Raw genomic sequence first — 21932 nt, 5'->3', positions numbered from 1 at the left:
CCGCGCGTGGCCCGGGAAGGCGGCGGCGGGGCTCGTGTCGGCGGTGGCGCCACAGTCGGAACCGAGCCACCGCCCCACCCGCGCGTGGCCCGGGAAGGCGGCGGCGGGGCTCGTGTCGGCGGTGGCGCCACAGTCGGAACCGAGCCACCGCCCCACCCGCGCGTGGCCCGGGATCACCCGCCCCGCGGACCCGGTTCGGCGGCGCGCCTGACCCCCGTCCACGCGCGCCCCCGACCCCCGCCCGGCGCACTCCCCGGGTGCGGTGCAGATCCGGTCGTCCCCCCGCCGCAGGACACCCGGCCTCCGGCTCAGCTCCCCGCCGTTCCCCCTCCCGCCGCCAGGGACGCGGACTTCGCCGCTCTCCACTCCGGGGCGAGGACCGACCAGACCTCCTCGTCGTGGAGTCGCCCCCGGTAGGAGAGGCTCTCCCTCAGGACCGCGTCCCTGCTCATGCCGAGCCGTCGGGCCACCGCGATGCTCGGCTCGTTGTCGGACGACACCACCCACTCCACCCGGTGGATCCCCCGCACCTCGATCGCCCAGTCGACGAGGGCCCGCGCCGCACGGGTCACCAGGCCCTTGCCGACGGCCGCCGGCTCCAGCCAGCAGCCCGCCTCGGCCGTGCCGGCGCCCGGGTCGAGCCTCCGCAGGATCACCGCGCCGACGAGGGTGTCGCCGAACCATATGCCGTGGATGCGCCCCGAGTCGGTGGCCGTCTTCTCCGCGTACAACCGGAGGAAGGCGCGGCTGGACTCCAGGTCCGTGACGACGTCGGGAAGGCCGTTGCGGGCGCCGATGAATTCCCGTCCCCGGTCCATGTGCGCCAGGAACTCGTCGGCCTGCCACGGTTCGAGCGGACGCAGCTCCGCGCCGTCGTCACCCAGGGATATCGCGTACATCGTCGTCGCCCTCCACGGTCGGACCCAGCACTCGCAGGTCAGGTCAGGGATCTTCCCACCCCGCCCCCCTCCCGCACCCGGAGCGGACCCCGGATCGCGCCCCGAAGCGGACCGCGGGCGGACCCGGCGCGAATTCGGCGGGGCCCCGGATCCCACCCCGAACTCCTCTACGGGATCAGGACCAACTTGCCCCGCACATGCCCCGACTGACTCAGCTCCTGGGCCCGTGCCGCCTCCTTCAGGGGGAGCGTGTCGGCGAGCCGGACCGCCAGGGTCCCCGCCGCCGCCGCGCGCGCGTGGGCCGTGAGCCCGGCCCGTACGGCGTCCGGGTCGCCCATGACCCCCGTGAAGACGATGCCGTGCTCCTCGGCGTCGAGGTCCGCGATCGTCGCGATCCGCTCCTTCGCCGCGTCCTTCCCGCCGAGGAGCTCGATCGCGACCGGCAGGACCCCGTGACCGACCGCGTCGAAGACGGCGTCGACACCGTCGGGGGCGGCGGCCCGGACCCGGTCGGCCAGGCCGTCGCCGTACGTCACGGGGATCGCGCCGAGTCCGCGCAGGTAGGCGTGGTTGGACTCGGACGCGCTTCCGACCACCGTGACCCCGGCCGCGACGGCGAGCTGGACGCCCACGGAACCGACGACGCCCGCCGCACCGTGCAGGAACAGCGTCTCCCCGGGCCGGACGCCGATCAGGTCCAGGACGCGCTGTGCGGTCTCCGCCGCCACCGGGAGGCTCGCGGCGGACGCCCAGGAGAGCCCGGCGGGCTTGGGCACGACGAGGTCGGCGATGGCGTACTCGGCGTAGGCGCCGGTCTTCGTCCAGCCGAGGACCTCGTCGCCGACGGCCAGATCGGTGACGCCCTCGCCGAGCCTGTCGACGGTGCCGGCGAACTCCAGTCCGGGGACTGCCGGGAAGGTCGTCGGGTAGAACTCCTCCACCCAGCCGTGCCGGCGCTTCCAGTCCAGCGGGTTGAGCCCGACGGCCGCGACCTTGACGCGGACCTCGCCGGGACCGGGCTCCGGTACGGCGACGCCGGTCGCGTGGCGCAGCACCTCGGGACCGCCGAACTCCTCGTACACGATGGCTTCCATCTCAGCCTCCACAGCTGCTCGTTCGCGGTTCCCGCTCTTCGACGAGCCCAAGCCTGCGGCCTCCAGGACCCGCGCCCAGCCCTCCCAACGGCCAGTGCCACCTGGCCGAAAGACCGGCCGCGAGCCGACCCTCCCCGCGTACGCTCGACCGCATGGACGCGTTCACGCTGACCACGGCGTACGAGATCATCCGGCAGCCGCTCGGGGAGATCCTCCCCGAGGTCTCGGCGGCCCTCGCCCCCTTCGTCCCGCACGTGGACGCGGCCGAACTCTCCACCCACTGCGCCCACTCGCCCTTCAAGACACTCGGCGGTACGGAGCTGCTGACGGCCGCCGACCTGGCGCCGCTGCTTGCGGCAGGCGTGCCCGGGAGCCCCTGGCAGGGCGCGGCGACGCTCGGCGGCCGACAGCGGCGGGTCGTCGCCGTCACGAGCCACGCGACCGTTCGCGGGGCGGTGCTCGTGCTGGTACGGGAGGACGGCGCCGTCCCCGTGGACCCGGCCGCGCTCACCGTGGCGCAGGCCCTCTGGGACCTGGTCTCGGGGCACTTCGACCGGTTCGCGACGGAGGCGCTGCCGGGAGCCCTCGCCCGTTCGCGGGCGGCCGCCGACACCCGGGCCCGGGTCATCGCGGAACTGACGGCCTCGCACACGGCGGCGCTGTCCGGCGTCCTCGGGGTGCTGCGCAGCAGGGCCCTGGACGACACGACGGCCCGGACGACCGCGACCGACCTGGCCGCGTCTGCGCTGATCGAGATGCGAGCCGAACAGCGGCGGGACCGGGCGCTCGCGGAGGAACCCGCCCAGGACGCCTTCGAGCGGCTCGCCGCCGAGCTGCGGCCGATGCTGCGGCACAGCCAGGTCCGGCTCGACCTGGGGGCGCCGGACTCGGACCGGTCACTGGCGGCGGACGTGGCGCACAGCGCGCGGGCGATCGTACGGTCCCTGCTCCTGATCATCCTCGAACAGGACTCGGTGCGCCGGATCCATGTCGGCTGGCAACTGACCGAACACGAGCTGCGGGCGTCCGTGAGGGACGACGGCGCGGGCGCGCTCGCCCCCTGCGACCTGGGCGCCGGCACGGTCCGGGACCGGCTCGACGTGCTCGGCGGGCGGCTCGACATGGACGCCGTCCCCGGCTGGGGCACGACGGTCACGGCCGTGATCCCCCTGGCGGCACCGGCCGCCCCGCTCGAAGCGGCACACCCCCTCTCCGGCCTCGGCGACCGGGAGGTGGAGGTCCTGCACCACCTGGCCCTCGGCCACCGCAACCGCCGGATCGCCGAGGAGCTGCACATCAGCGAATCCACGGTGAAGTTCCACGTCGCGAACATCCTCAACAAACTCTCGGTCGACTCCCGAGGCGAAGCGGCCGCCCTCTTCCACGCGGCGGCGTAGCGAGGGGCGGGGCGGGAGCGGTGGGCGGGGGCGGTGGGCGAGAGCTCACGCGGGGGCGCGGAGCCCCGGGCGGGCGCCCGCAGTCGGTCAGGCGTCCCGGCGGGCCCCCCGCGCAGGCCCGGCGCCCGGTCGTCCGGCTTGCCTCAGCGGCGGTGTCAGTGCCGGGTGCCAGACTCGCGCCCATGACCGACAGGTGGGCACTCGCGCCCGAGGCCGAAGGCGACGGCGCGCTGCTCGTGGCCCTCGGCCCGGACGGGCTGCCCGCGGGCGAGGTGCGGCGCGAGCCGGACCTGGTGGCGGCCGTGCGGGCGCGGCCCGAGGTGGCCCGCTGGGTGTGGCGGTCGACGGCCGAGGTGTATCCCCGGCTGCTCGCCGCCGGTGTCCGGGTCGAGCGGTGCTACGACATGGAGGACGCCGAGCAGCTGCTCCTGGGCCACGAGGGACGCCTCGGCGAACCCCGTTCCGCGGCGGCGGCCTGGGCGCGCCTGCGGAACGCGCCGGTGCCCCCCGATCCGCCCCAGCGCGGCGCCGAGCCGGGCTCGCAGGACTCCCTGTTCGAGCCGCGCCCGGTGGTCTCCGTACCGTTCGACGGCCTCCTCGCGGTCTACGCGGAGCAGCTGCGCCGTCACGACCGGGCGGAGCACCCGGGCAGGATGCGGCTGCTCACGGCAGCCGAGTCGGCGGGGATGCTGGTGGCGGCCGAGATGCACCGGGCGGGCCTGCCCTGGCACGCGGATGTGCACCGGGACCTGCTGCACGAGCTGTTGGGCGAGCGGTACGCGGGCGGGGGCGAGCCGCGCCGGCTCGCCGAGCTGGCGGACGAGGTGTCCGCGGCGTTCGGCCGCCGGGTCCGGCCGGATCTGCCCGCCGACGTGGTGAAGGCCTTCGCGCAGGCCGGTGTCCGGCTGCGGTCCACCCGCCGCTGGGAGCTGGAGGAGATCGACCACCCGGCGGTGGAGCCCCTGATCGCGTACAAGAAGCTGTACCGGATCTGGACGGCGCACGGCTGGTCGTGGCTCCAGGACTGGGTCCGCGACGGACGTTTCCGGCCGGAGTACCTGCCGGGGGGCACGGTCAGCGGACGCTGGACGACGAACGGCGGCGGGGCGCTGCAGATCCCGAAGGTGATCCGGCAGGCGGTGGTCGCGGACCGGGGCTGGCGCCTGGTGGTGGCCGACGCCGACCAGATGGAGCCGCGGGTGCTCGCCGCGATCTCGCGGGACCCGGGTCTGATGGAGGTCGCGGGGCACCCCGACGATCTGTACACGCGCCTCTCGGACCGGGCGTTCTCCGGCGACCGCGACCACGCCAAGATCGCGCTCCTGGGCGCGATCTACGGGCAGACCAGTGGCGACGGCCTGAAGAACCTGGCGGCGCTGCGGCGTCGTTTCCCGCGCGCGGTGGCCTATGTCGACGATGCGGCGAAGGCGGGCGAGGAGGGCCGGCTCGTGCGGACCTGGCTGGGCAGGACCAGCCCCCGTGCGGTGGGCGCGGGCGAGGACGAGGAGGCCGGTCTGCCGCAGGAGGGCGGTGAACCAGCCGCGGCGGAGGGTGAGTTCGTCCCCGGGTACGCGTCGGGGAACGCGCGGGCGCGGGGCCGGTTCACGCGTAACTTCGTGGTGCAGGGCAGCGCGGCCGACTGGGCGCTGCTGATGCTGGCGGCGCTGCGGCGGTCCTTGGTGGGGATGCGGGCGGAGCTGGTGTTCTTCCAGCACGACGAGGTGATCGTGCACTGTCCGGCGGGGGAGGCGGAGGCGGTCACCGAAGCGATCCGCACGGCCGGGGACGAGGCGGGGCGGATCGCCTTCGGTGAGACCCCGGTGCGGTTCCCGTTCACGACGACCACGGTCGAACGGTACGCGGACGCCAAGTAGCCGCACCGGCAGGGGAACGGCGGAGGCAGGCTCTCGCCCGCCCCCGCCCCCCGTATCGCCGCCCGTCCCTCCCCGCTCGCCTACTTCGGCGGCTCCTGCAGCCGCAGCCAGTCGGTGCTGAGCGCGATCGTCTTCAGCTGCTCCATGGTCAGAGCGGGCTCGGCGCGCGTCGCGTCCTCGTGCTGGGCGCCGGTGTTGAAGGCGGAGACGACGACCCGGAAGCCGTCCGGCGTGATGGTGTCCACGGTCCACCACACGACGCCCGAGCCGCCCTTCTCACCCGGCTGCTGGGTGAGCTTGACCAGGCGGCCGTCGGGGAGCGTGGTGACGTCCCCGCTGCCGAAGAGGCCCCCGGCCACGTCCCCCATGTTCGGCTGGACGTTGATCTGGACGAGGCTCTTGCCCTTGCCGTCGTCGACGACGGCGAAGCCGTAGCCGGAGTCCGCGCTCTTGTCGGAGACCTTGAGGCCCTTGGGCAGGAGGCGGAGCAGGGTGCTCTGGACGGCGGGGCCGCTCGGTTCGCCCGGCGGCCGGTCGGCGGCGGGCGGCCTCTTGGTCTCGGGCAGGGCGGGGATCCGCTGGAGGAACACCTGCCAGGCGTCGGCGGTGACGAGGGCCTTCAGCTGGGCGGGGCTGAAGGGCGGGTTCTCCCGGCTGATCGCGGCGCCCTTCTCCGCGGGGGCGTTGTACTCGCCGGCGTCGATGAGGAAGCCGTCCTTGGTGAGCAGGACCGCCCGCCAGTGCTTGGTCTCCTCGCGCTTGTCGGGGTACTCGTACCCCTGGAAGACCATCAGCCGGGAGCCGTTCGGCAGCCGCTCGCTGGAGCAGTCGTCGAAGGGGACGTGGGCCTTCGAGGGGCACGTCACCTGGTCCTCCCCCGCCTCGCCGGTGTGGCCGGCACGGTAGAGGGCGACGGAGACGGCCGCCTTGCCCTTGCCGTCGTCGTAGACGCCCCGGACGGACTGGCCCTTGCCGTCCAGGCCGTCGATCTCCCACGTGCCGGGCGGGGTGTTGGCCTGGAGGACGGCCGCGAGGCGCTTGACCGGGATCTGCCCCTGGTTCGGCTTGTTCGGCGTGGTCTCGGCCGAGTCCGTGGCGCCGGCGGTCGGCTTGGCGCCCGTGGGGGCGCCCGCCACGGAGACGCGCTCCGGTGCGCCGGTCGGCGAGAGCACCGAGCCGCCGTACACCCCGCCGAGGCCGACGGCGGCGAGGGCGAGGGCGCCGCCGGTCACCGCGAGGCGGCGGCGGAGCAGGCGGCGCCGGCCGCGCTGGAGGCCGCCCGCGACCAGCTCGCGCCGGTCGTCCACGGCGAAGCCGTCACCGGTGCGGCGCAGGACCGCGCCGAGCTCCTCCTCGAATCCCTCGTGCTGGGGGTCTGCGTTCTGGGGCATGTCGAATTCACCGTCTCCGGTTGATGGAAGGCCAGGGGGGGTGCGGGTGGTGCAGGTGGTGCGGGTGGTGCAGGTGGTGCACGTGGTGCGGGTGGTGCGCGTGGTGCGGCTGGCGCGGGTGGCGCACATGGTGCGGCTGGTGCATGCGATGTGAGTGGTGCGGGAGGTCACGGGCGATGCGGGTGCGTCGGTGGTCGGCGGCCGGTGCGGACGGCGCAGACGCGGCGCGGTCGCGGGCGCGGGCCGTCCGCGTCCGCGATCAGCGGGCGGCGAACTCGGCGATGCTGCCGCCGAGCCGCTGCCGCAGCTTCCCGAGCGCCCGTACCGAGCGGGTGCGTACCGCGGCGGAGCTGACATGCAGGGCGTCGGCGGTCTCCTCGATGCTGCGGTCCTCCCAGTACCGCAGCACCACGACCGCGCGGTCCTTCGGCGCGAGTCCGGCGAGCGCGTCGAGCAGTGCGATCCGGAGCGCCGGATCCTCGCCGGCGTCGGGGGCGCGGTCGGGCAGTTCGCCGAGCGGGCGCTCGGTGGCCGAGCGGCGCCGCTGGTGGCTGAGGAACGTGCGGACGAGCACGGTCTGGGCGTACGCGGCGGGGTTGCCGATCCGGGCGACGCGCCCCCACAGGGCGTACATCCGGCCCAGCGTCTCCTGCGTGAGGTCCTCGGCGAGATGCGTGTCTCCGCTGGTCAGCAGGCACGCCGAGCGGAACAGCTGACCCGAGCGTGCGGAGGCGAACTCCATGAACTCGTCCGCGCGGGACTTTCTCATACCCCTCCATTCCCTCGTGGTCACATGGTGTGGTCGCCGTACACCTCATTGACGCGACGGGGGCGGGGAAATGTTTCAGCACGCGTCCGAGATTTTTCCGACGTGTCCCGCCGAACGCATCCAAAGAAGCGGAATCGGGTAATCCCCTTGTATGAACACTCTCAGCGCAGCCCAGACCCTGGCCGCGGGAGTCTGGCAGTCAGGCCTCGGACAGTTCCTCGCCGGACTCGTCGTCGTCTTCGTACTGATCGGGGCGGTCTGGCTCGGGTTCCGGGTCCGTGACCGCGAGTCCCGTACGCCCAAGCCGGACGAACACCCGCGCCGGCCGGAGACGGACCGGCTGCCCGGTGAGATGTCCGAATACCGCAGGCCGGTAGAGATGCCGCAGAACGACGGCGAGCACCGGCTCATGCCGTACCAGCTCAAGAACGCGGGCACGTCGGGAACGGAGACCTCGCCCGAGCCGCCTAGCGAGGAGAAGCGCAAGTGGGGCGGGATCTCCAGCGGTGGCTTCGGCAGCGGGGGCACCGGCCACGGCGACTGACGGCAGACGCGGGCGCGTCCGCGCCCGTACCGAACCCCTCGAAGGCCACACCCGTGGACGACACAAGCACTCCCACCCCCACCGCTCCGGAGGCGCGCCTCCGGGCGGTGGCGTACCGCCTGCTCGGCACGCTCCCGGAGGCCGACGAGGCGGTGGCCGCCGCGCGGAGGACGCGGCGATGGCCGGAGGATCCGACCCTCGCCGTGGCCGCGGCATGCCTGACCCGCCTCCGCGCCCGAGAGACCCACGGACACGCCCACGCCGAGCCGGTTCCCGGGACCTCACCCTTCGCGGAGGCCGTGGACGGTCTGACACCCCCGGAGCGGCTGGCGTTCGTCCTCCACGACGAGTTCCAGGTGCCGTACGAGAGGATCGCCCCGGTCCTGGAGCACGCCCCGGTCGCCGCCCGTCGCCTGGCGGGCCGCGCCAGACACCGGCTGCGGGACGCGGAGGAGATGCCGGAGGCCGTCTGACCCGGGGTTCACGCCCCCAGGAGGCGCCCCGCGCGCGAGGCCACGTGGGCGGGCGGCGCGGAGTCCGGGGGAAGGACGGGGTGGGTGACCGGTTCACCGAAGATGGTCACGACCGGCAGCACCCCCGCCCACGGACCGAGCGCCGCGTCCTCGGACCCCCGTCGTGGGGCGGGCCGCCGCGGGCCTTGAACGAGGCCTCGGTCAGGTCGAGCGCGATGACCGCCGTCGCGGCCGGCTCCTTGCGGCCCTCCCCGCTGTCGGACGTGACCGTACTGCTCGCACTTCCCCCCGGTTCGTCTGGTTCACGCGTCCCGGGTTCCGGCAGAGTGTTCGGTGAGCGCGGTACGCGCGGGCGTCGTGACAGGGAGAGGACACGATGACAGCAGCTTCCGAGCAGGAGGAGACGCGGGAAGAGCCGTGGCAAGAGAGCGACTACGGCGCCCGGTTGGGGTTCTTGCACGGCCTGGTGGTGCAGGAGCTCGGGGAGGATGACGATGTCGACGACAGCCTGCGGGAGTCGGTCGAGGAGACCATCGGCCAGAGCCTTGTCCGTTACGACCACGAGGGCCCGGTCGATGTCGCGCTCCTGTGGTTCCGGGAGGGGGACGGCGACCTCGTCGACCTCCTGACGGAGGCGGCCGACCCGCTGTCCGCCGACGGCCACATCTGGGTCCTGACGCCGAATCCCGGCAAGCCGGGCCACGCGGACCCCAGCGAGATCGCGGAGGCCGCTCCGGAGGCAGGCCTGTCACAGACCGGCACCGTCACGGCGGGCGCCTGGACCGCCTGGCGGCTGGCTCGCCCCACGGCACCCTCCGGGCATGAAAAAGCCCCAGGTCACGGCGAGTGAGTCCTGGGGCAATTCCGAGCCGCCTTCGGGATTCGAACCCGAGACCTACGCATTACGAGTGCGTTGCTCTGGCCAACTGAGCTAAGGCGGCGTGCCGTGCAGACCCATGGTGGGTGCAGCAGCGCCGCCAAGTCTACACAGTTTCCCAGGGTGCTCCGACCACCCTTGGATCATGCCTGCGAGCAGCGCTTTCCGTCTTGCGGAGGGGTGCCTTCCAGGAGGTAGGTGTTGATCGCCGTGTCGACGCAGTCGCTGCCCCGGCCGTACGCCGTGTGGCCGTCGCCCTCGTAGGTCAGGAGGGTGCCGGAGGAGAGCTGGTCGGCCAGGGACCGGGCCCACTTGTACGGGGTGGCCGGGTCGCGGGTGGTACCGACGACCAGGATCGGGGCGGCGCCCTCGGCGGTGATGCGGTGGGGGCGGCCGGAGGCCGGGGTCGGCCAGGAGGTGCAGTTGAGGGCCGCCCAGGCGAGGCCCTTGCCGAAGATCGGGGAGGCCTTCTCGAAGGACGGGACGGCCTTCTCCACGTCGGCGGGGCCCGTGTAGGCCGGCGGCAGGTCCAGGCAGTTCACGGCGGCGTTAGCGAACATGAGGTTGGCGTACGTGCCGTCCGCCTCGCGCTCGTAGTAGCTGTCGGCCAGGGCCAGGAGGCCGGAGCCCTCGCCGCCCATCGCCCGGGTGAGGGCCTCGCGCAGCTGGGGCCAGGCGCCCTCGTCGTACATCGCCGCGATCACGCCGGTGGTGGCCAGGGACTCGCCGAGCGGGCGGCTTTCGCCGGTGGGCACGGGCTCGGCGTCCACGTCGCGGAAGAACTTCTTCAGCGCCTCGCCCGCCGCCTCGACCGACCCGGTGCCCAGGGGGCAGTCAGGCGTCCGGACGCAGTCGGCGGCGAAGGCCCGGAACGAGGTCTCGAAGCCCGCCGTCTGGTCGCGGTTCAGGTCGATCGCGGACAACGAGGGGTCCATGGCCCCGTCGAGGACGAGGCGCCCGACCCGGTCCGGGAAGAGTTCGGCGTAGGTGGCGCCGAGGAACGTGCCGTACGACGCCCCCACATAGCTGAGCTTCGCGTCGCCGAGCACCGCCCGCAGGATGTCCATGTCCCGGGCCGTCTCGACGGTGGAGACGTGCGGCAGGATCTTCCCCGAGCGCTTCTCGCAGGCGGCCGCGAAGTCCTTGAAGGCGGCGCTGAGCGCGTCCGTCTCCGCACGGTCGTCGGGGGTCTGGTCGACCTGTGTGTACGTGTCCATCCGCGGGCCCGTCAGACATTCGACCGGCTCACTGCGGGCCACTCCGCGGGGGTCGACGGCCACCATGTCGTAGCGGGCCCGGACGGGTGCGGGGTACCCGATGCCCGCGTACCCCTGGAGGTAGCCGACGGCGGAGCCGCCGGGACCGCCCGGGTTGACCAGGAGGGAACCGAGCCGCTTGCCCGGGCCGGTCGCCCGGACCCGGGAGACGGCCAGCTTCACCTCGGGCCCGTCCGGCTTCGCGTAGTCGAGGGGCGCGCGCAGGGTCGCGCACTGGAAACCGGCGACTCCGCAGTCACGCCACATCAGCTTCTGGGAGTAGAACGCCTTCAGGGCCTCCGGCGAGGAGGAGGCGGCGGCCGGCCGGGCCGCCGTGGTGCGGGACGGCGCCGCGTCGCTGCCTCCCGTGCAGCCGGAGAGGATCAGCCCGGCGGCCGCGAGGGCCGTGGCGGACGTACGGAGCAAACGCCTGGAGTCCATCCCCGGAGCGTATCCGGACCGGTACGTACCGTGTCCAATCGCGCCGTCTCCCCCCATCCGCCCGCCCCGTCCACCCCGCGCCTACCCGTCCGGTCGGCGTCCACCTGCCCGCGTGGTCGGCCTCCACCTGCCCGCCCGGTGGGCCCCCGCCTGCCCGCCCGGTGGACCCCCGCCTGCCCGTCCGGTCGGCCGGCCCCGTCAGCCCACCTCCCCAGCCCGGCAGGTCAGCCGCGCAGCTCCATGGTCATCGCCTCCACCGCGAGCAGCGGTGCCACGTTCCGGTCGAGGGCCTCGCGGCACGCCAGGACGGCCTCGATACGGCGGAGGGTGCGCTCGGGAGTGGTGGCGAGGGCGATCCGCTCGATCGCGTCCCGCACGTCCGTGTTCGCGAGGGCCGAACGCGAGCGCAGCTGGAGGGCGAGGACATCGCGGTAGAAGCCGGTCAGGTCGGTGAGCGCGAGGTCCAGGCTGTCGCGCTGCGTACGCGTCCTGCGCCGCTTCTGCCGCTCCTCTAGCTCCTTCATCGCACCGGCCGTGCCGCGCGGCATCCGCCCGCCCTGGGACGCGCCGAGCGCCGTCTTCAGCTCCTCGGTCTCCTTGACGTCGACCTCCTCCGCGGCCTGCTTCGCGTCCTCCGCCGCCGCGTCCACCAGCTCCTGGGCCGCCCTGAGGCAACCGCCGATGTCGTCGACGCGCAGCGGCAGCTTGAGGACGACGGACCGGCGCGCGCGGGCCCGCTCGTCCGTCGCGAGCCGCCGGGCCCGGTCGATGTGGCCCTGCGTGGCACGGGCCACGGCCTGTGCCATCTCCGGCTCGATGCCGTCGCGGCGCACGAGCACGTCCGCGACCGCCTCCACGGGCGGGGTGCGCAGGGTCAGGTGCCGGCAGCGGGAGCGGATCGTGGGCAGCACGTCCTCGAGGGAGGGCGCGCAGAGCAGCCAGACCGTGCGCGGGGCGGGTTCCTCCACGGCCTTCAGGAGGACGTTGCCCGCGCCCTCGGTGAGCCGGTCGGCGTCCTCCAGGACGATGACCTGCCAGCGCCCGCCGGCCGGGGAGAGCTGCGCGCGGCGGACGAGCTCGCGGGTCTCCTTCACGCCGATGGACAGCAGGTCCGTGCGGATGATCTCCACGTCCGCGTGGGTGCCGACGAGGGTGGTGTGGCAGCCGTCGCAGAATCCGCAGCCCGGTGCGCCGCCGAGCGCCCGGTCGGGGCTCACGCACTGCAGCGCGGCGGCGAACGCCCGCGCCGCCGTCGCCCGGCCCGATCCCGGCGGGCCGGTGAAGAGCCAGGCATGGGTCATCCTCGACGCCTCGGGGTCGGGCTCTCCTGCGGCATGGGCGGTCACGCGCGCGTCGGCGTCCCGCGCGGCGGCGGCGAGCTGCTCCTCGACCCGTGTCTGTCCGACCAGGTCGTCCCATACGGACATGTCTGCCCCTCCTCAGGTACGTCCTCCATTGTGGGGCAGCCCTCTGACACGCCCCGCCGGAGTTCGGGCCTGCGGCGCTCTCGGGCCTCACCACGCGCGCGGGTGCGGGTGAACCAGGGGCCGACCGCGGAGCGGAGCACCGCGACCGCCCGTGCCGGCGGCCGCCGTGACGTGGGCGGCGCCGGTCCGGTCGGCGAGGGGGGACGTAGGCGTTGCCGAAAAGCGCAGGTCACGACGGTACGGGGCCGGCTTCCGGAATGGGGGTGGAGCGAGCTCCACCCCCACCGGGCGTCAGCGGCGACCTCAGCGGCGCCGGGGGCCGTCGCCCTCGTCGTCGTGCGGGCCGAACAGCTCGTCCGCCAGGGTCGGCAGATCGTCCAGCGGGGTGTCCTCGGCCCAGTCGGAGCGGCGCGGCCGGCCGTTCTCGTCGAGCTGGGGCAGCTCACGGGTCCGGTCGTTGGCGCCCTGCGGCTCCTGCGGCGCGTCCCGGAAGATGCCCTGCGGCACCCGGTCGACGGGATCGGCCGCCGCGGGGTTCCGTACGGGCGGGAGCACGGCGGTGTCCTCGGCGTCCCTCACGGGCCGGGACACCGCGGAGTCCTCAGCGTCCCGAACGGGCGGGAGCACCGCGGTCTCCTCCGCGTCCCGTACCGGCCGGAGCACCGCGGTCTCCTCCGCGTCCCGTACCGGCCGGAGCACCGCGGTCTCGTCGGCGCCGCGGGTCTCCCGGACACGGGGCAGAGCGGCCGTCTCGGCCTCCGGCTTCGCGATCTCCACGATCGGGGTGGCCACGGTGACCTCGTCGGGCGGGACGGTCGCCGCGTCCGCCGCCGCGCCCCGCGCCCGACGCGCGCGCGGGTCCGGGGAAGGGCCCCCGCTCCGGTCCGGGACACGACCGGCCCTCGGGTCCGACGCACGGTCCCCGCGCGGGTCGGACACCCGGTCGGCCCGCGGGTCCGACGCACCGTCCGCCCGCGGGTCCGACGCACGGTCCGCGGGTGCGTCCATCCTCACGATGGGGGTGGCCACGGTGACCTCGTTCGCGGACACCTCGGCGGCGCGCGCGGCGCGGGCGGCCTGCTCGGCGGCCCGCTCGGCCGTCGCCGTCTCCGCGGCCTTCCTCGCCGCGTCCCGCTCGGCGGCCGCCTTCTCCTCCGCCGCGGCCTTCGCCGCAGCCGCCTTCTCTGCCGCCTTCTTCTCGGCCGCGGCCCGTTCCCTGGCGGCCTTCTCCATCTCGGCCCGCTGAGCCGCCGCCGTCGCCTCCGCGTCCCGCTCGGCCGCCGCGCGCTCCGCCGCGGCCTTGGCGGCGGCCTCGGCCGCGACCTTCTCCGCGGCGGCCTTCGCCGCTGCTTCCTCCGCCGCCTTCGCGGCGGCGGCGGCCTCGGCCATCCGGCGGGCCTCCTCGGCCCGGAGCAGGGCCTCCTCCGCCTTGCGCTGCTTCTCCAGGCGGCGTTCCTCGGCCTCGGCCCGCAGCCGGGCCTCTTCCTCGGCCTCCTTGCGGAGTCGTTCCTGCTCCTCTTGGCGGGCCTTTTCCTCGGCCGCGAGCCGCTTGCGCTCCTCCTCGGCGGCGAGGCGGGCCTCCTCGGCCTTCCGCCGGGCCTCCTCGGCCTGCCGTTCGGCCTCCAGGCGGCGCGCCTCTTCCTCCTCGCGCCGCTTGCGTTCCTCCTCCTCGGCGCGGAGCTTGGCGAGCTGCGCCTGGCGCTCGCGCTCCAGACGCTCCTCCTCGGCCTTGCGGGCCGCTTCCTCCTCGGCCTTCCTGCGCGCCTCCTCCTCGGCCTTGCGGCGGGCCTCCTCGACGGCCTTCACCTCGGCCTCGGAGAGGGGCAGCATCCGGTCGAGCCGGTGGCGTACGACGGTGGTGACGGCCTCGGGCTCCTGCCCGGCGTCGACGACGAGGTAGCGGCCGGGGTCGGCGGCTGCGAGGGCGAGGAATCCGGCCCGTACGCGCGCGTGGAACTCCGGCGGCTCCGACTCCAGACGGTCGGGCGCCTCGGTGAAGCGTTCCCTCGCGGTCTCGGGCGCGACGTCGAGGACCACGGTCAGATGGGGTACGAGGCCGTCCGTCGCCCAGCGCGAGATGCGGGAGATCTCGGTCGGGGACAGGTCACGGCCCGCGCCCTGGTAGGCGACGGACGAGTCGATGTACCGGTCGGAGAGGACGATCGCGCCCCGCTCCAGGGCGGGCCGGACCAGGGAGTCGACGTGCTCGGCGCGGTCGGCCGCGTACAGCAGGGCCTCGGCGCGGTTCGACAGCCCCGCCGACGACACGTCGAGGAGGATCGAGCGGAGCCGCTTGCCGATCGGGGTGGCGCCGGGCTCACGGGTGACGACGACCTCGTGGCCCTTGGCCCTGATCCACTCGGCGAGCGCCTCGACCTGGGTGGACTTGCCGGCCCCGTCGCCGCCCTCCAGGGCGATGAAGAAGCCGGTCGGGGAGGGCGCCTGCGCCGGATCGGAGCCGCGCAGCGCGTCCCGCAGGTCGCGTCGGAGCGGGACGCCCGCCCGGTCGTCGGTCTTCGCGAGGACGAGCGCGGCGACGGGCAGCAGCAGGGCGCCGACGAGGGCGAGGGTGAAGGCCGCGCCGCCGTGGGCGAGGACGAGGTCGCCGGCGGCGAGGCGGTGCGGGCCGATCGCGGCGGCGAGCAGGGGCGCGGCGAGCGCCCCGAGGCCCATGCCGACGCGGGCGGAGGCCTGGAGGTGCTCGGTGGTCCGGGCCCTGCGGGGCTCCTCGGTCTCCTGGTCGACGAGGACGTGGCCGGTGTTCGCGGCGACACCGGCGGCGTATCCGGCGAGGACGGCGAGGAACAGCACGGTCGCCGTGTCCGGCACCAGGCCCATCGCGATCAGGGCGACGCCGGTGACGGCGGTCACGAGCGCGAGCAGCCGGCGCCGGGAGAGCATGGGCAGGACGGAGCCCGCGGTGCGGATGCCGACGGCGGTGGCGCCGCTGAGCACCAGGATCAGCAGGGCGTACGTGACGGGGCCGCCGCCCAGGTCGTACGCGTGGAGGACGGCGACGGACGCGGCCGCGGCGATGGCGCCGGCGACCGTGGCGCAGGTCAGGACCAGGGGCTTGAGCGCGCCCGTACGGCCCTTCTCGGCGGCCGGGCGACGCAGGCCCTCCAGGGGCGAACGGGGTCGGGGCGTCTCCCCGCCGGGCAGCGCCATCGCGTACAGGACGGTGACGGAGGCGGCGAAGAGCCCGGCGGCGACGTACGAGCCGAGGGCGGCCTGGTGGAGCGAGAACCAGTCGATTCCGGCGCCGAGCGCGTTGCCGACGAGTGTGGCGACGAGCAGCACGGCGGCGGCGGCCGGGACGGCGAGGAAGCCGGTGCGCTGGGAGAGCCGCCGCAGCGCGGCGAGGTGGTCGGGCAGCGGTCGTACGGCGCCGCCCTCGATCGGCGGGGCGGGCAGCAGCGCCGGGGCGGCGCCCTCGCGGCTGATCGTCCAGAGCCGCTCGGCGGCGCCGGTGACGAAGACGGTGCCGAGGAGGTACCAGAGGGCGCTGCCGGGGGTCCAGTCGATCCACAGGGGCGCGATGACGAGCAACGCGATCCGGACGCCGTCGGCGCCGAGCATGGTCCAGCGCCGGTCGAGCGCGCCGCCCGGCCCGGTGAGCGCGGTCAGCGGGCCGAGGAGGACGGCCCCGAAGAGGACCGAGGCCAGCAGGCGCGCACCGACGACGGCGGCCACGGCGAAGGCGGCGCCCCGCGCGCCCCCTCCGAACGCGCCCTCGGTCACCGCGGCCTGGAGGCCGAGGAGGACGAGGACCAGGAGGGCGAGGGCGTCTCCGGTGCTGCCCGCGACGTGGGCGCTCCACAGTCTGCGCAATGGCTGATGGCGCAACAGGGCGCGTACGGCACGCTCCCTGGAATCCGCGACGAGTGCGGCGTCGGAATCGCCGAGGCGGTCTGGCTGCTCTGCTCGCGTCATCCGTCCACCCTATCCGGACGGTCTTGCTCCCCGCGGCCTGCGCCCGAACATCAGGACGAGCCTGTGACGAAGGCGGGGGCGGGGGTGCTCACCCCCCGCCCCCGCCCTCTCGCGAGCCGCGTCTGCCGCTCGTGCGCCTACTCCGGCTTCGCCGCCGCCGTCTTCTTGGCGGCGGTCGTCTTCTTCGCGGCGGTCTTCTTGGCGGCCGTCGTCTTCGCGGCCGTCGTCTTGGTGGCGGTGGTCTTCTTCGCCGCCGTCTTCGTGGCCGTCTTCTTCGCGGTGGTCGTCTTCTTCGCGGGGGCCTTCTTGGCGGTCTTCTTCACCGGACCCTTGGCGCGCTTCTCCGCGAGCAGTTCGTAACCGCGCTCCGGCGTGATCGTCTCCACGCTGTCGTCGGTCCGCAGGGTGGCGTTGGTCTCGCCGTCCGTCACGTACGGGCCGAAACGCCCGTCCTTGACGACCACGGGCTTCTCGCTGACCGGGTCGGTGCCCAGCTCCTTCAGCGGCGGCTTGGCCGCGGCCCGGCCCCGCTGCTTCGGCTGGGCGTAGATCGCGAGCGCCTCTTCGAGGGTGATCGTGAAGAGCTGCTCCTCGTCGGTGAGCGACCGCGAGTCCGTGCCCTTCTTCAGGTACGGGCCGTAGCGGCCGTTCTGCGCGGTGATCTCGACGCCCTCGGCGTCGGCGCCGACGACCCGCGGCAGGGACATCAGCCGGAGCGCGTCGTCCAGGGTGACGGTGTCGAGGGTCATCGACTTGAAGAGGGAGGCCGTGCGCGGCTTCACCGCGTTCTTGCCGGTCTTCGGGGTGCCCTCGGGCAGGATCTCCGTGACGTACGGACCGTAGCGGCCGTCCTTCGCGACGATCTGGTTGCCGCTGACCGGGTCGGCGCCCAGCTCGAAGTCGCCGCTCGGCTTGGCGAGCAGCTCCTCGGCGAGCTCGACGGTCAGCTCGTCGGGCGCGAGGTCCTCGGGGACGTCGGCACGCTGGTGGCCCTCGGCCTCCTTCTCACCGCGCTCGACGTAGGGGCCGTAGCGGCCGACGCGCAGCACGATGTCGTTGCCGACGGGGAAGGAGGAGATCTCGCGGGCGTCGATCGCACCGAGGTCGGTGACGAGTTCCTTGAGGCCGCCGAGGTGGTCACCGTCGCCGTTCCCGGCGTCGGCGGCACCGCCGGAGGCGGCCTTGCCGCCCTGGGTGTCACCGAAGTAGAAGCGCTTCAGCCACGGCACGGACTTGGCCTCGCCGCGGGCGATGCGGTCGAGGTCGTCCTCCATCCTGGCCGTGAAGTCGTAGTCGACGAGCCGCCCGAAGTGCTTCTCCAGGAGGTTGACGACGGCGAAGCTCAGGAAGGACGGCACGAGCGCCGTGCCCTTCTTGAAGACATAGCCGCGGTCGAGGATCGTGCCGATGATCGACGCGTACGTCGACGGGCGGCCGATCTCGCGCTCTTCCAGCTCCTTGACCAGCGAGGCCTCGGTGTAGCGGGCCGGCGGCTTGGTCGCGTGGCCGTCGACGGTGATCCCGTCGGCGGTCAGCGCGTCGCCCTCGGCGACCTGCGGCAGGCGCCGCTCCCGGTCGTCGAGCTCCGCGTTCGGGTCGTCGGCGCCTTCGACGTACGCCTTCATGAAGCCGTGGAAGGTGATCGTCTTGCCGGACGCGCTGAACTCGGCGTCACGGCCGTCGGACGCCCGGCCGCCGATCTTGACGGTGACGGAGTTCCCGGTCGCGTCCTTCATCTGGGAGGCGACGGTCCGCTTCCAGATCAGCTCGTAGAGGCGGAACTGGTCGCCGGTGAGGCCGGTCTCCGCCGGGGTGCGGAAACGATCACCCGAAGGTCGGATCGCCTCGTGCGCCTCCTGGGCGTTCTTGACCTTGCCCGCGTAGACACGCGGCTTCTCCGGCAGGTAGTCGGCCCCGTACAGCTGCGTGACCTGCGCGCGCGCCGCCGAGACGGCGGTGTCGGACAGCGTCGTGGAGTCCGTACGCATGTAGGTGATGAAGCCGTTCTCGTACAGCTTCTGCGCCACCTGCATGGTCGCCTTCGCACCGAAGCCCAGCTTGCGGCTCGCCTCCTGCTGGAGGGTGGTGGTGCGGAAGGGGGCGTACGGGGAGCGGCGGTACGGCTTCGACTCGACCGAGCGCACCGCGAACGCGGTGTCGGCGAGCGCGGCGGCCAGGGTCCGGGCGTTCGCCTCGTCCAGGTGGAGCACGGCGTCGCTCTTCAGCCGCCCGTCGGCGCCGAAGTCACGGCCCTGCGCGACCCGCTTGCCGTCGACCGCCGCGAGGCGTGCGACCAGCTGGGACGGGTCGGACGCGTCACCGGAGCGACCCGTGCCGAAGGTGCCGGTGAGGTCCCAGTACTCGGCGGAACGGAAGGCGATGCGCTCGCGCTCCCGCTCGACGACGAGCCGGGTGGCGACGGACTGCACGCGGCCGGCGGACAGCCGCGGCATGACCTTCTTCCACAGGACCGGCGAGACCTCGTAGCCGTAGAGCCGGTCGAGGATGCGGCGGGTCTCCTGGGCGTCGACCATGCGCTGGTTCAGCTCGCGCGGGTTGGCGACGGCCTCGCGGATCGCGTCCTTGGTGATCTCGTGGAAGACCATCCGGTGGACCGGGACCTTGGGCTTCAGGACTTCCTGGAGGTGCCACGCGATGGCCTCGCCCTCGCGGTCCTCATCGGTGGCGAGGTAGAGCTCGTCGGACTCGGCGAGCAGCTCCTTGAGCTTCCTGACCTGCGCCTTCTTGTCGGCGTTGACGACATAGATGGGCTGGAAGTCATGCTCGACGTCGACCCCGAGGCGGCGCACCTCTCCGGTGTACTTCTCGGGCACCTCGGCGGCGCCGCTGGGAAGGTCACGGATGTGCCCGACGCTCGCCTCGACCACGTAGCCGGGGCCGAGGTAGCCCTTGATCGTCTTCGCCTTGGCAGGCGACTCGACGATGACGAGTCGGCGGCCGCCGTGTGCGGTCTCGCTGGTCGGGGACAACTTCGCTCTTCTCTCCGGATCGGCACTCTCTGGCACGTAGCTCTGGCACGCACGGCAGCGGCACGGACGGTGACGCTCCCGTCGCTGCGGAGTGTGACGGTACAACCCGCCCCCGTGTCAAACGGCGAAAGCCCGCAACGGCCACTCGAACGGTAACCCGAGTCCTGGCATTCCTGCCGCCCGGACTCCCGGTCGGGCGGGGCGGGACGCCGGAGCCGGAGGCCGGCGGCGAAAGATCACGAAGGTCCGGGCGCGGTCCGGGAGAAGATTCAGAGCCTGGCGAAGCACCAGACGCCGAGGACGACGAATCCGGCGCCGAAGAGGCTCGTCAGCGCGACGGCGGCACGGGGGGCGACCCCGTACGCGACGGGTTCACGGTGCAGCGTCCGCACGGTGGTCCACAGCAGCAGCGCGCCTCCGAACAGCGTGAACGCCGTCCCCGCGAAAATCGCCGGCCCGCTCTCCATGCCGTTCCCCGTTCCGTCCCTGTGCGATGTTCGTCTCCCGGTGCCGAGGCTGGCACCTCCGGGCGTCGAAGGTGCGAATTCCGGGTGAACGACGCGGAGCGTCCCGTACGGTTTCACGAAGATGGCCGGTAGTGATCCCGCCGAAGGCATCCTCGCGGGGCTCTCGCGGGGCTCTCGCGGGGTTCTCTCTGGGTTCTGGCGGGGTTCTCTCTGGGCGGTGAAACGCTTCGTCGTGAGAGGCGGAAGCCGCATGGCGGCGTTCCCGACGCGGGGGCCGTGGCCGTGAGCGACACAGGAATCTCCGTCCGGGCTGGCGGGGCGGAGAACCCGGGCAGGCGGCCCCACCAGGGGAATTCCGGCGTACGGGAGCGAGGCGGCCCGGCCGGGCGGGGTCCGTCAGAGGGCCACCCCGCCGAGGCCGAGGAGCCGCGCCGCACCCGGAAACGGAACGTGCCTGCCCGCCCCCGGCCCGGGTTCAGTCCGCGGGAAGCAGGAAGCCCTCCTCCACGAGCAGCCGGATCGCCTGCGGGGTGCGGTCCCGCAGTATCACCGGGTCCTCGCCCATCAGCTGACCGATCGCGTCGAGGATGCGGCCCGCGCTGAGCGTGCCGTCGCACACACCGGCGAACCCGGCGCCGACGTGGTCCACCTTGGTGGCGCGGCGCATGCCCCGGTTCTGCCGGAGCACGACGTGCTCGGGGTCCTCGGCGCCCGGCAGCCCGACCTGCTCCTGGACCACCTCGGGCGCGAGCGTGAACCGGTCGGCGAGGAGGGCGGCGTCGTCGTGACCGCGCAGATAGTCCTGGCGCTCGAAGTGGGCGAGGACGGTGGGCCCGAGGGGCTGCTCGACGGGGTGCGGCCACTCCTCGATGACGATCGACGGCTCGACGGACCCCGAGGCCACGGCCTCGTTCCGCCGGATCGTGATCCAGCCGAAGCCCACCGCGCGGGTCTTGCGGGCCTCGAACTCGTCGAGCCACGCCTCGTACGCCCGCCGGTACGCGTCCGGGTCACCGCGGTGGTCGCCGCTGTCCCGCAGCCACAGCTCCGCGTACTGGGTGACGTCCTGGACCTCCCGCTGCACGATCCAGGCGTCGCAGCCGCGCGGCACCCAGGACCGCAACCGCTCCTGCCACTCCTCGCCCTCGACGTGCTGCCAGTTGGCGAGGAACTGGGCGTATCCACCGTCGTTGAGCCGCTCGCCCGCCTGCTGCACGAGCGTCCGGCACAGGTCGTCGCCGCCCATCCCGCCGTCCCGGTAGGTGAGCCGGGCACCGGGGGAGATCACGAACGGCGGGTTCGAGACGATCAGGTCGTACGTGTCGCTTCCGACCGGCTCGAACAGCGAGCCCGGGACCAACTCGGCCTCCTGGGCCCCGGAGAGAGCGAGCGTCAGCCGGGTGAAGTCCAGGGCGCGCGGGTTGAGGTCGGTCGCGGTGACCCGGGTGGCGTGCTGGGCGGCGTGCAGCGCCTGGATGCCGGAACCGGTGCCGAGGTCGAGCGCGGAGGAGACCGGCGTACGGACCGTGAGGCCGGCGAGCGTCGTGGACGCCCCGCCGACACCGAGGACGACACCTTCGTCCTTCCTGCCGATGCCCCCGGCCCCGCCGACGGCGCAGCCGAGGTCGGAGACGATGAACCAGTCCTCGCCGTCCGGCCCGCCGTACGGCCGGATGTCGACCGTCGCGGACACGGCGTCGTCCTCGCGGACCACCCAGCCGTCGGCGAGGGCCTCTTCGAGCGGGAGCGCGGCGGCGGCCCGGTCGTACGCGACGGCCTCCTGGAGCAGGAAGAGCCGGACGAGGATCTCCAACGGGGAGTCGCCGCGGGTGGCGCGCAGGGCGGGCACGGTCTCGCTGCGGGCGAGGGCCGCGTAGGCCGCGGCGCCGAGCAGGTCGAGCAGCCCGTCGGCGGTGAAGTCGGCGGCGAGCAGGGCCTCGCGCAGACGGGTGGCGTGCGCGGGCACCGGGAGGCGGGGAGGCAGGCTGGTCGTACTCACCGCTCCATTGTGACCGCCGCCACCGACATCGGGGCGGCCGACCCGTCGACGGCACCGGATCGGCGACACCACGGCCCCCGCCCACGCCATGGGTCCGCCCG

15 protein-coding genes and 1 tRNA gene are annotated in these 21932 nt (G+C 73.9%); 5 read left to right on the top strand and 11 right to left on the bottom strand.

Annotated features, from left to right (window positions below; translation table 11 throughout):
* Positions 1-308: 308 nt before the first annotated feature.
* Positions 309-899: a GNAT family N-acetyltransferase gene (locus ACFWV2_RS01880; protein ID WP_384400152.1), complete on the bottom strand. Its 591-nt coding sequence runs from the start codon at positions 897-899 to the stop codon at positions 309-311.
* Between the two features lie 167 nt (positions 900-1066).
* Complete coding sequence (locus ACFWV2_RS01875; protein ID WP_384400149.1) at positions 1067-1993, bottom strand: NADP-dependent oxidoreductase; 927 nt, start codon at positions 1991-1993, stop codon at positions 1067-1069.
* A 152-nt stretch (positions 1994-2145) separates the two neighbouring features.
* On the opposite strand from ACFWV2_RS01875, the gene ACFWV2_RS01870 reads away from it, so the two are divergent.
* The gene (locus ACFWV2_RS01870) at positions 2146-3390 is read left to right on the top strand and encodes a LuxR C-terminal-related transcriptional regulator (protein ID WP_384400146.1); all 1245 of its coding nucleotides are present in this window, start codon (positions 2146-2148) and stop codon (positions 3388-3390) included.
* Between the two features lie 182 nt (positions 3391-3572).
* Entirely contained in the window at positions 3573-5264 is a 1692-nt protein-coding gene (locus ACFWV2_RS01865; RefSeq protein WP_384400143.1) for a bifunctional 3'-5' exonuclease/DNA polymerase, read from the top strand.
* 80 nt (positions 5265-5344) lie between these two features.
* Here ACFWV2_RS01865 and ACFWV2_RS01860 read toward each other — a convergent pair whose 3' ends face one another.
* Together ACFWV2_RS01860 and ACFWV2_RS01855 are read right to left on the bottom strand one after the other, a co-directional pair.
* Positions 5345-6655, bottom strand: a complete 1311-nt coding sequence (locus ACFWV2_RS01860; RefSeq protein WP_384400140.1) for a hypothetical protein — start codon at positions 6653-6655, stop codon at positions 5345-5347.
* 259 nt (positions 6656-6914) lie between these two features.
* Complete coding sequence (locus tag ACFWV2_RS01855) at positions 6915-7424, bottom strand: SigE family RNA polymerase sigma factor (protein WP_384400137.1); 510 nt, start codon at positions 7422-7424, stop codon at positions 6915-6917.
* Positions 7425-7575: 151 nt separating this feature from the next.
* On the opposite strand from ACFWV2_RS01855, the gene ACFWV2_RS01850 reads away from it, so the two are divergent.
* The 3 genes from ACFWV2_RS01850 (at position 7576) to ACFWV2_RS01840 (ending at position 9291) form a co-directional block, all read left to right on the top strand.
* A complete protein-coding gene (locus ACFWV2_RS01850) occupies positions 7576-7968 on the top strand; it encodes a DUF6479 family protein (RefSeq protein WP_360795560.1) in 393 nt (130 codons plus the stop codon).
* Positions 7969-8021: 53 nt separating this feature from the next.
* Entirely contained in the window at positions 8022-8441 is a 420-nt protein-coding gene (locus ACFWV2_RS01845; protein ID WP_384400133.1) for a hypothetical protein, read from the top strand.
* Between the two features lie 376 nt (positions 8442-8817).
* Complete coding sequence (locus ACFWV2_RS01840) at positions 8818-9291, top strand: DUF3052 domain-containing protein (RefSeq protein ID WP_384400130.1); 474 nt, start codon at positions 8818-8820, stop codon at positions 9289-9291.
* 17 nt (positions 9292-9308) lie between these two features.
* Here the strand turns inward: ACFWV2_RS01840 and ACFWV2_RS01835 are convergent.
* The 7 genes from ACFWV2_RS01835 to ACFWV2_RS01805 form a co-directional block, all read right to left on the bottom strand.
* Positions 9309-9382, bottom strand: a tRNA-Thr gene (locus tag ACFWV2_RS01835).
* Between the two features lie 79 nt (positions 9383-9461).
* A complete protein-coding gene (locus ACFWV2_RS01830) occupies positions 9462-11015 on the bottom strand; it encodes an alpha/beta hydrolase (RefSeq protein ID WP_384400126.1) in 1554 nt (517 codons plus the stop codon).
* Between the two features lie 224 nt (positions 11016-11239).
* Positions 11240-12442, bottom strand: a complete 1203-nt coding sequence (locus ACFWV2_RS01825) for a DNA polymerase III subunit delta' (RefSeq protein WP_384400123.1) — start codon at positions 12440-12442, stop codon at positions 11240-11242.
* Positions 12443-12745: 303 nt separating this feature from the next.
* A complete protein-coding gene (gene tmk / locus ACFWV2_RS01820) occupies positions 12746-16375 on the bottom strand; it encodes a dTMP kinase (protein WP_384400120.1) in 3630 nt (1209 codons plus the stop codon).
* 137 nt (positions 16376-16512) lie between these two features.
* The gene (topA, locus tag ACFWV2_RS01815; protein WP_384400117.1) at positions 16513-19365 is read right to left on the bottom strand and encodes a type I DNA topoisomerase; all 2853 of its coding nucleotides are present in this window, start codon (positions 19363-19365) and stop codon (positions 16513-16515) included.
* Positions 19366-19634: 269 nt separating this feature from the next.
* The gene (locus ACFWV2_RS01810; protein WP_384400114.1) at positions 19635-19832 is read right to left on the bottom strand and encodes a hypothetical protein; all 198 of its coding nucleotides are present in this window, start codon (positions 19830-19832) and stop codon (positions 19635-19637) included.
* 475 nt (positions 19833-20307) lie between these two features.
* Positions 20308-21831: a methyltransferase gene (locus ACFWV2_RS01805; protein WP_384400111.1), complete on the bottom strand. Its 1524-nt coding sequence runs from the start codon at positions 21829-21831 to the stop codon at positions 20308-20310.
* Between the last annotated feature and the right edge of the window lie 101 nt (positions 21832-21932).

The sequence above is a fragment of the Streptomyces sp. NPDC058671 genome, assembly GCF_042716475.1.
GTDB lineage: Bacteria > Actinomycetota > Actinomycetes > Streptomycetales > Streptomycetaceae > Streptomyces.
Note: the sequence above shows the minus strand (reverse complement) of the source record. Positions and strands in the feature narration are given on the sequence as shown.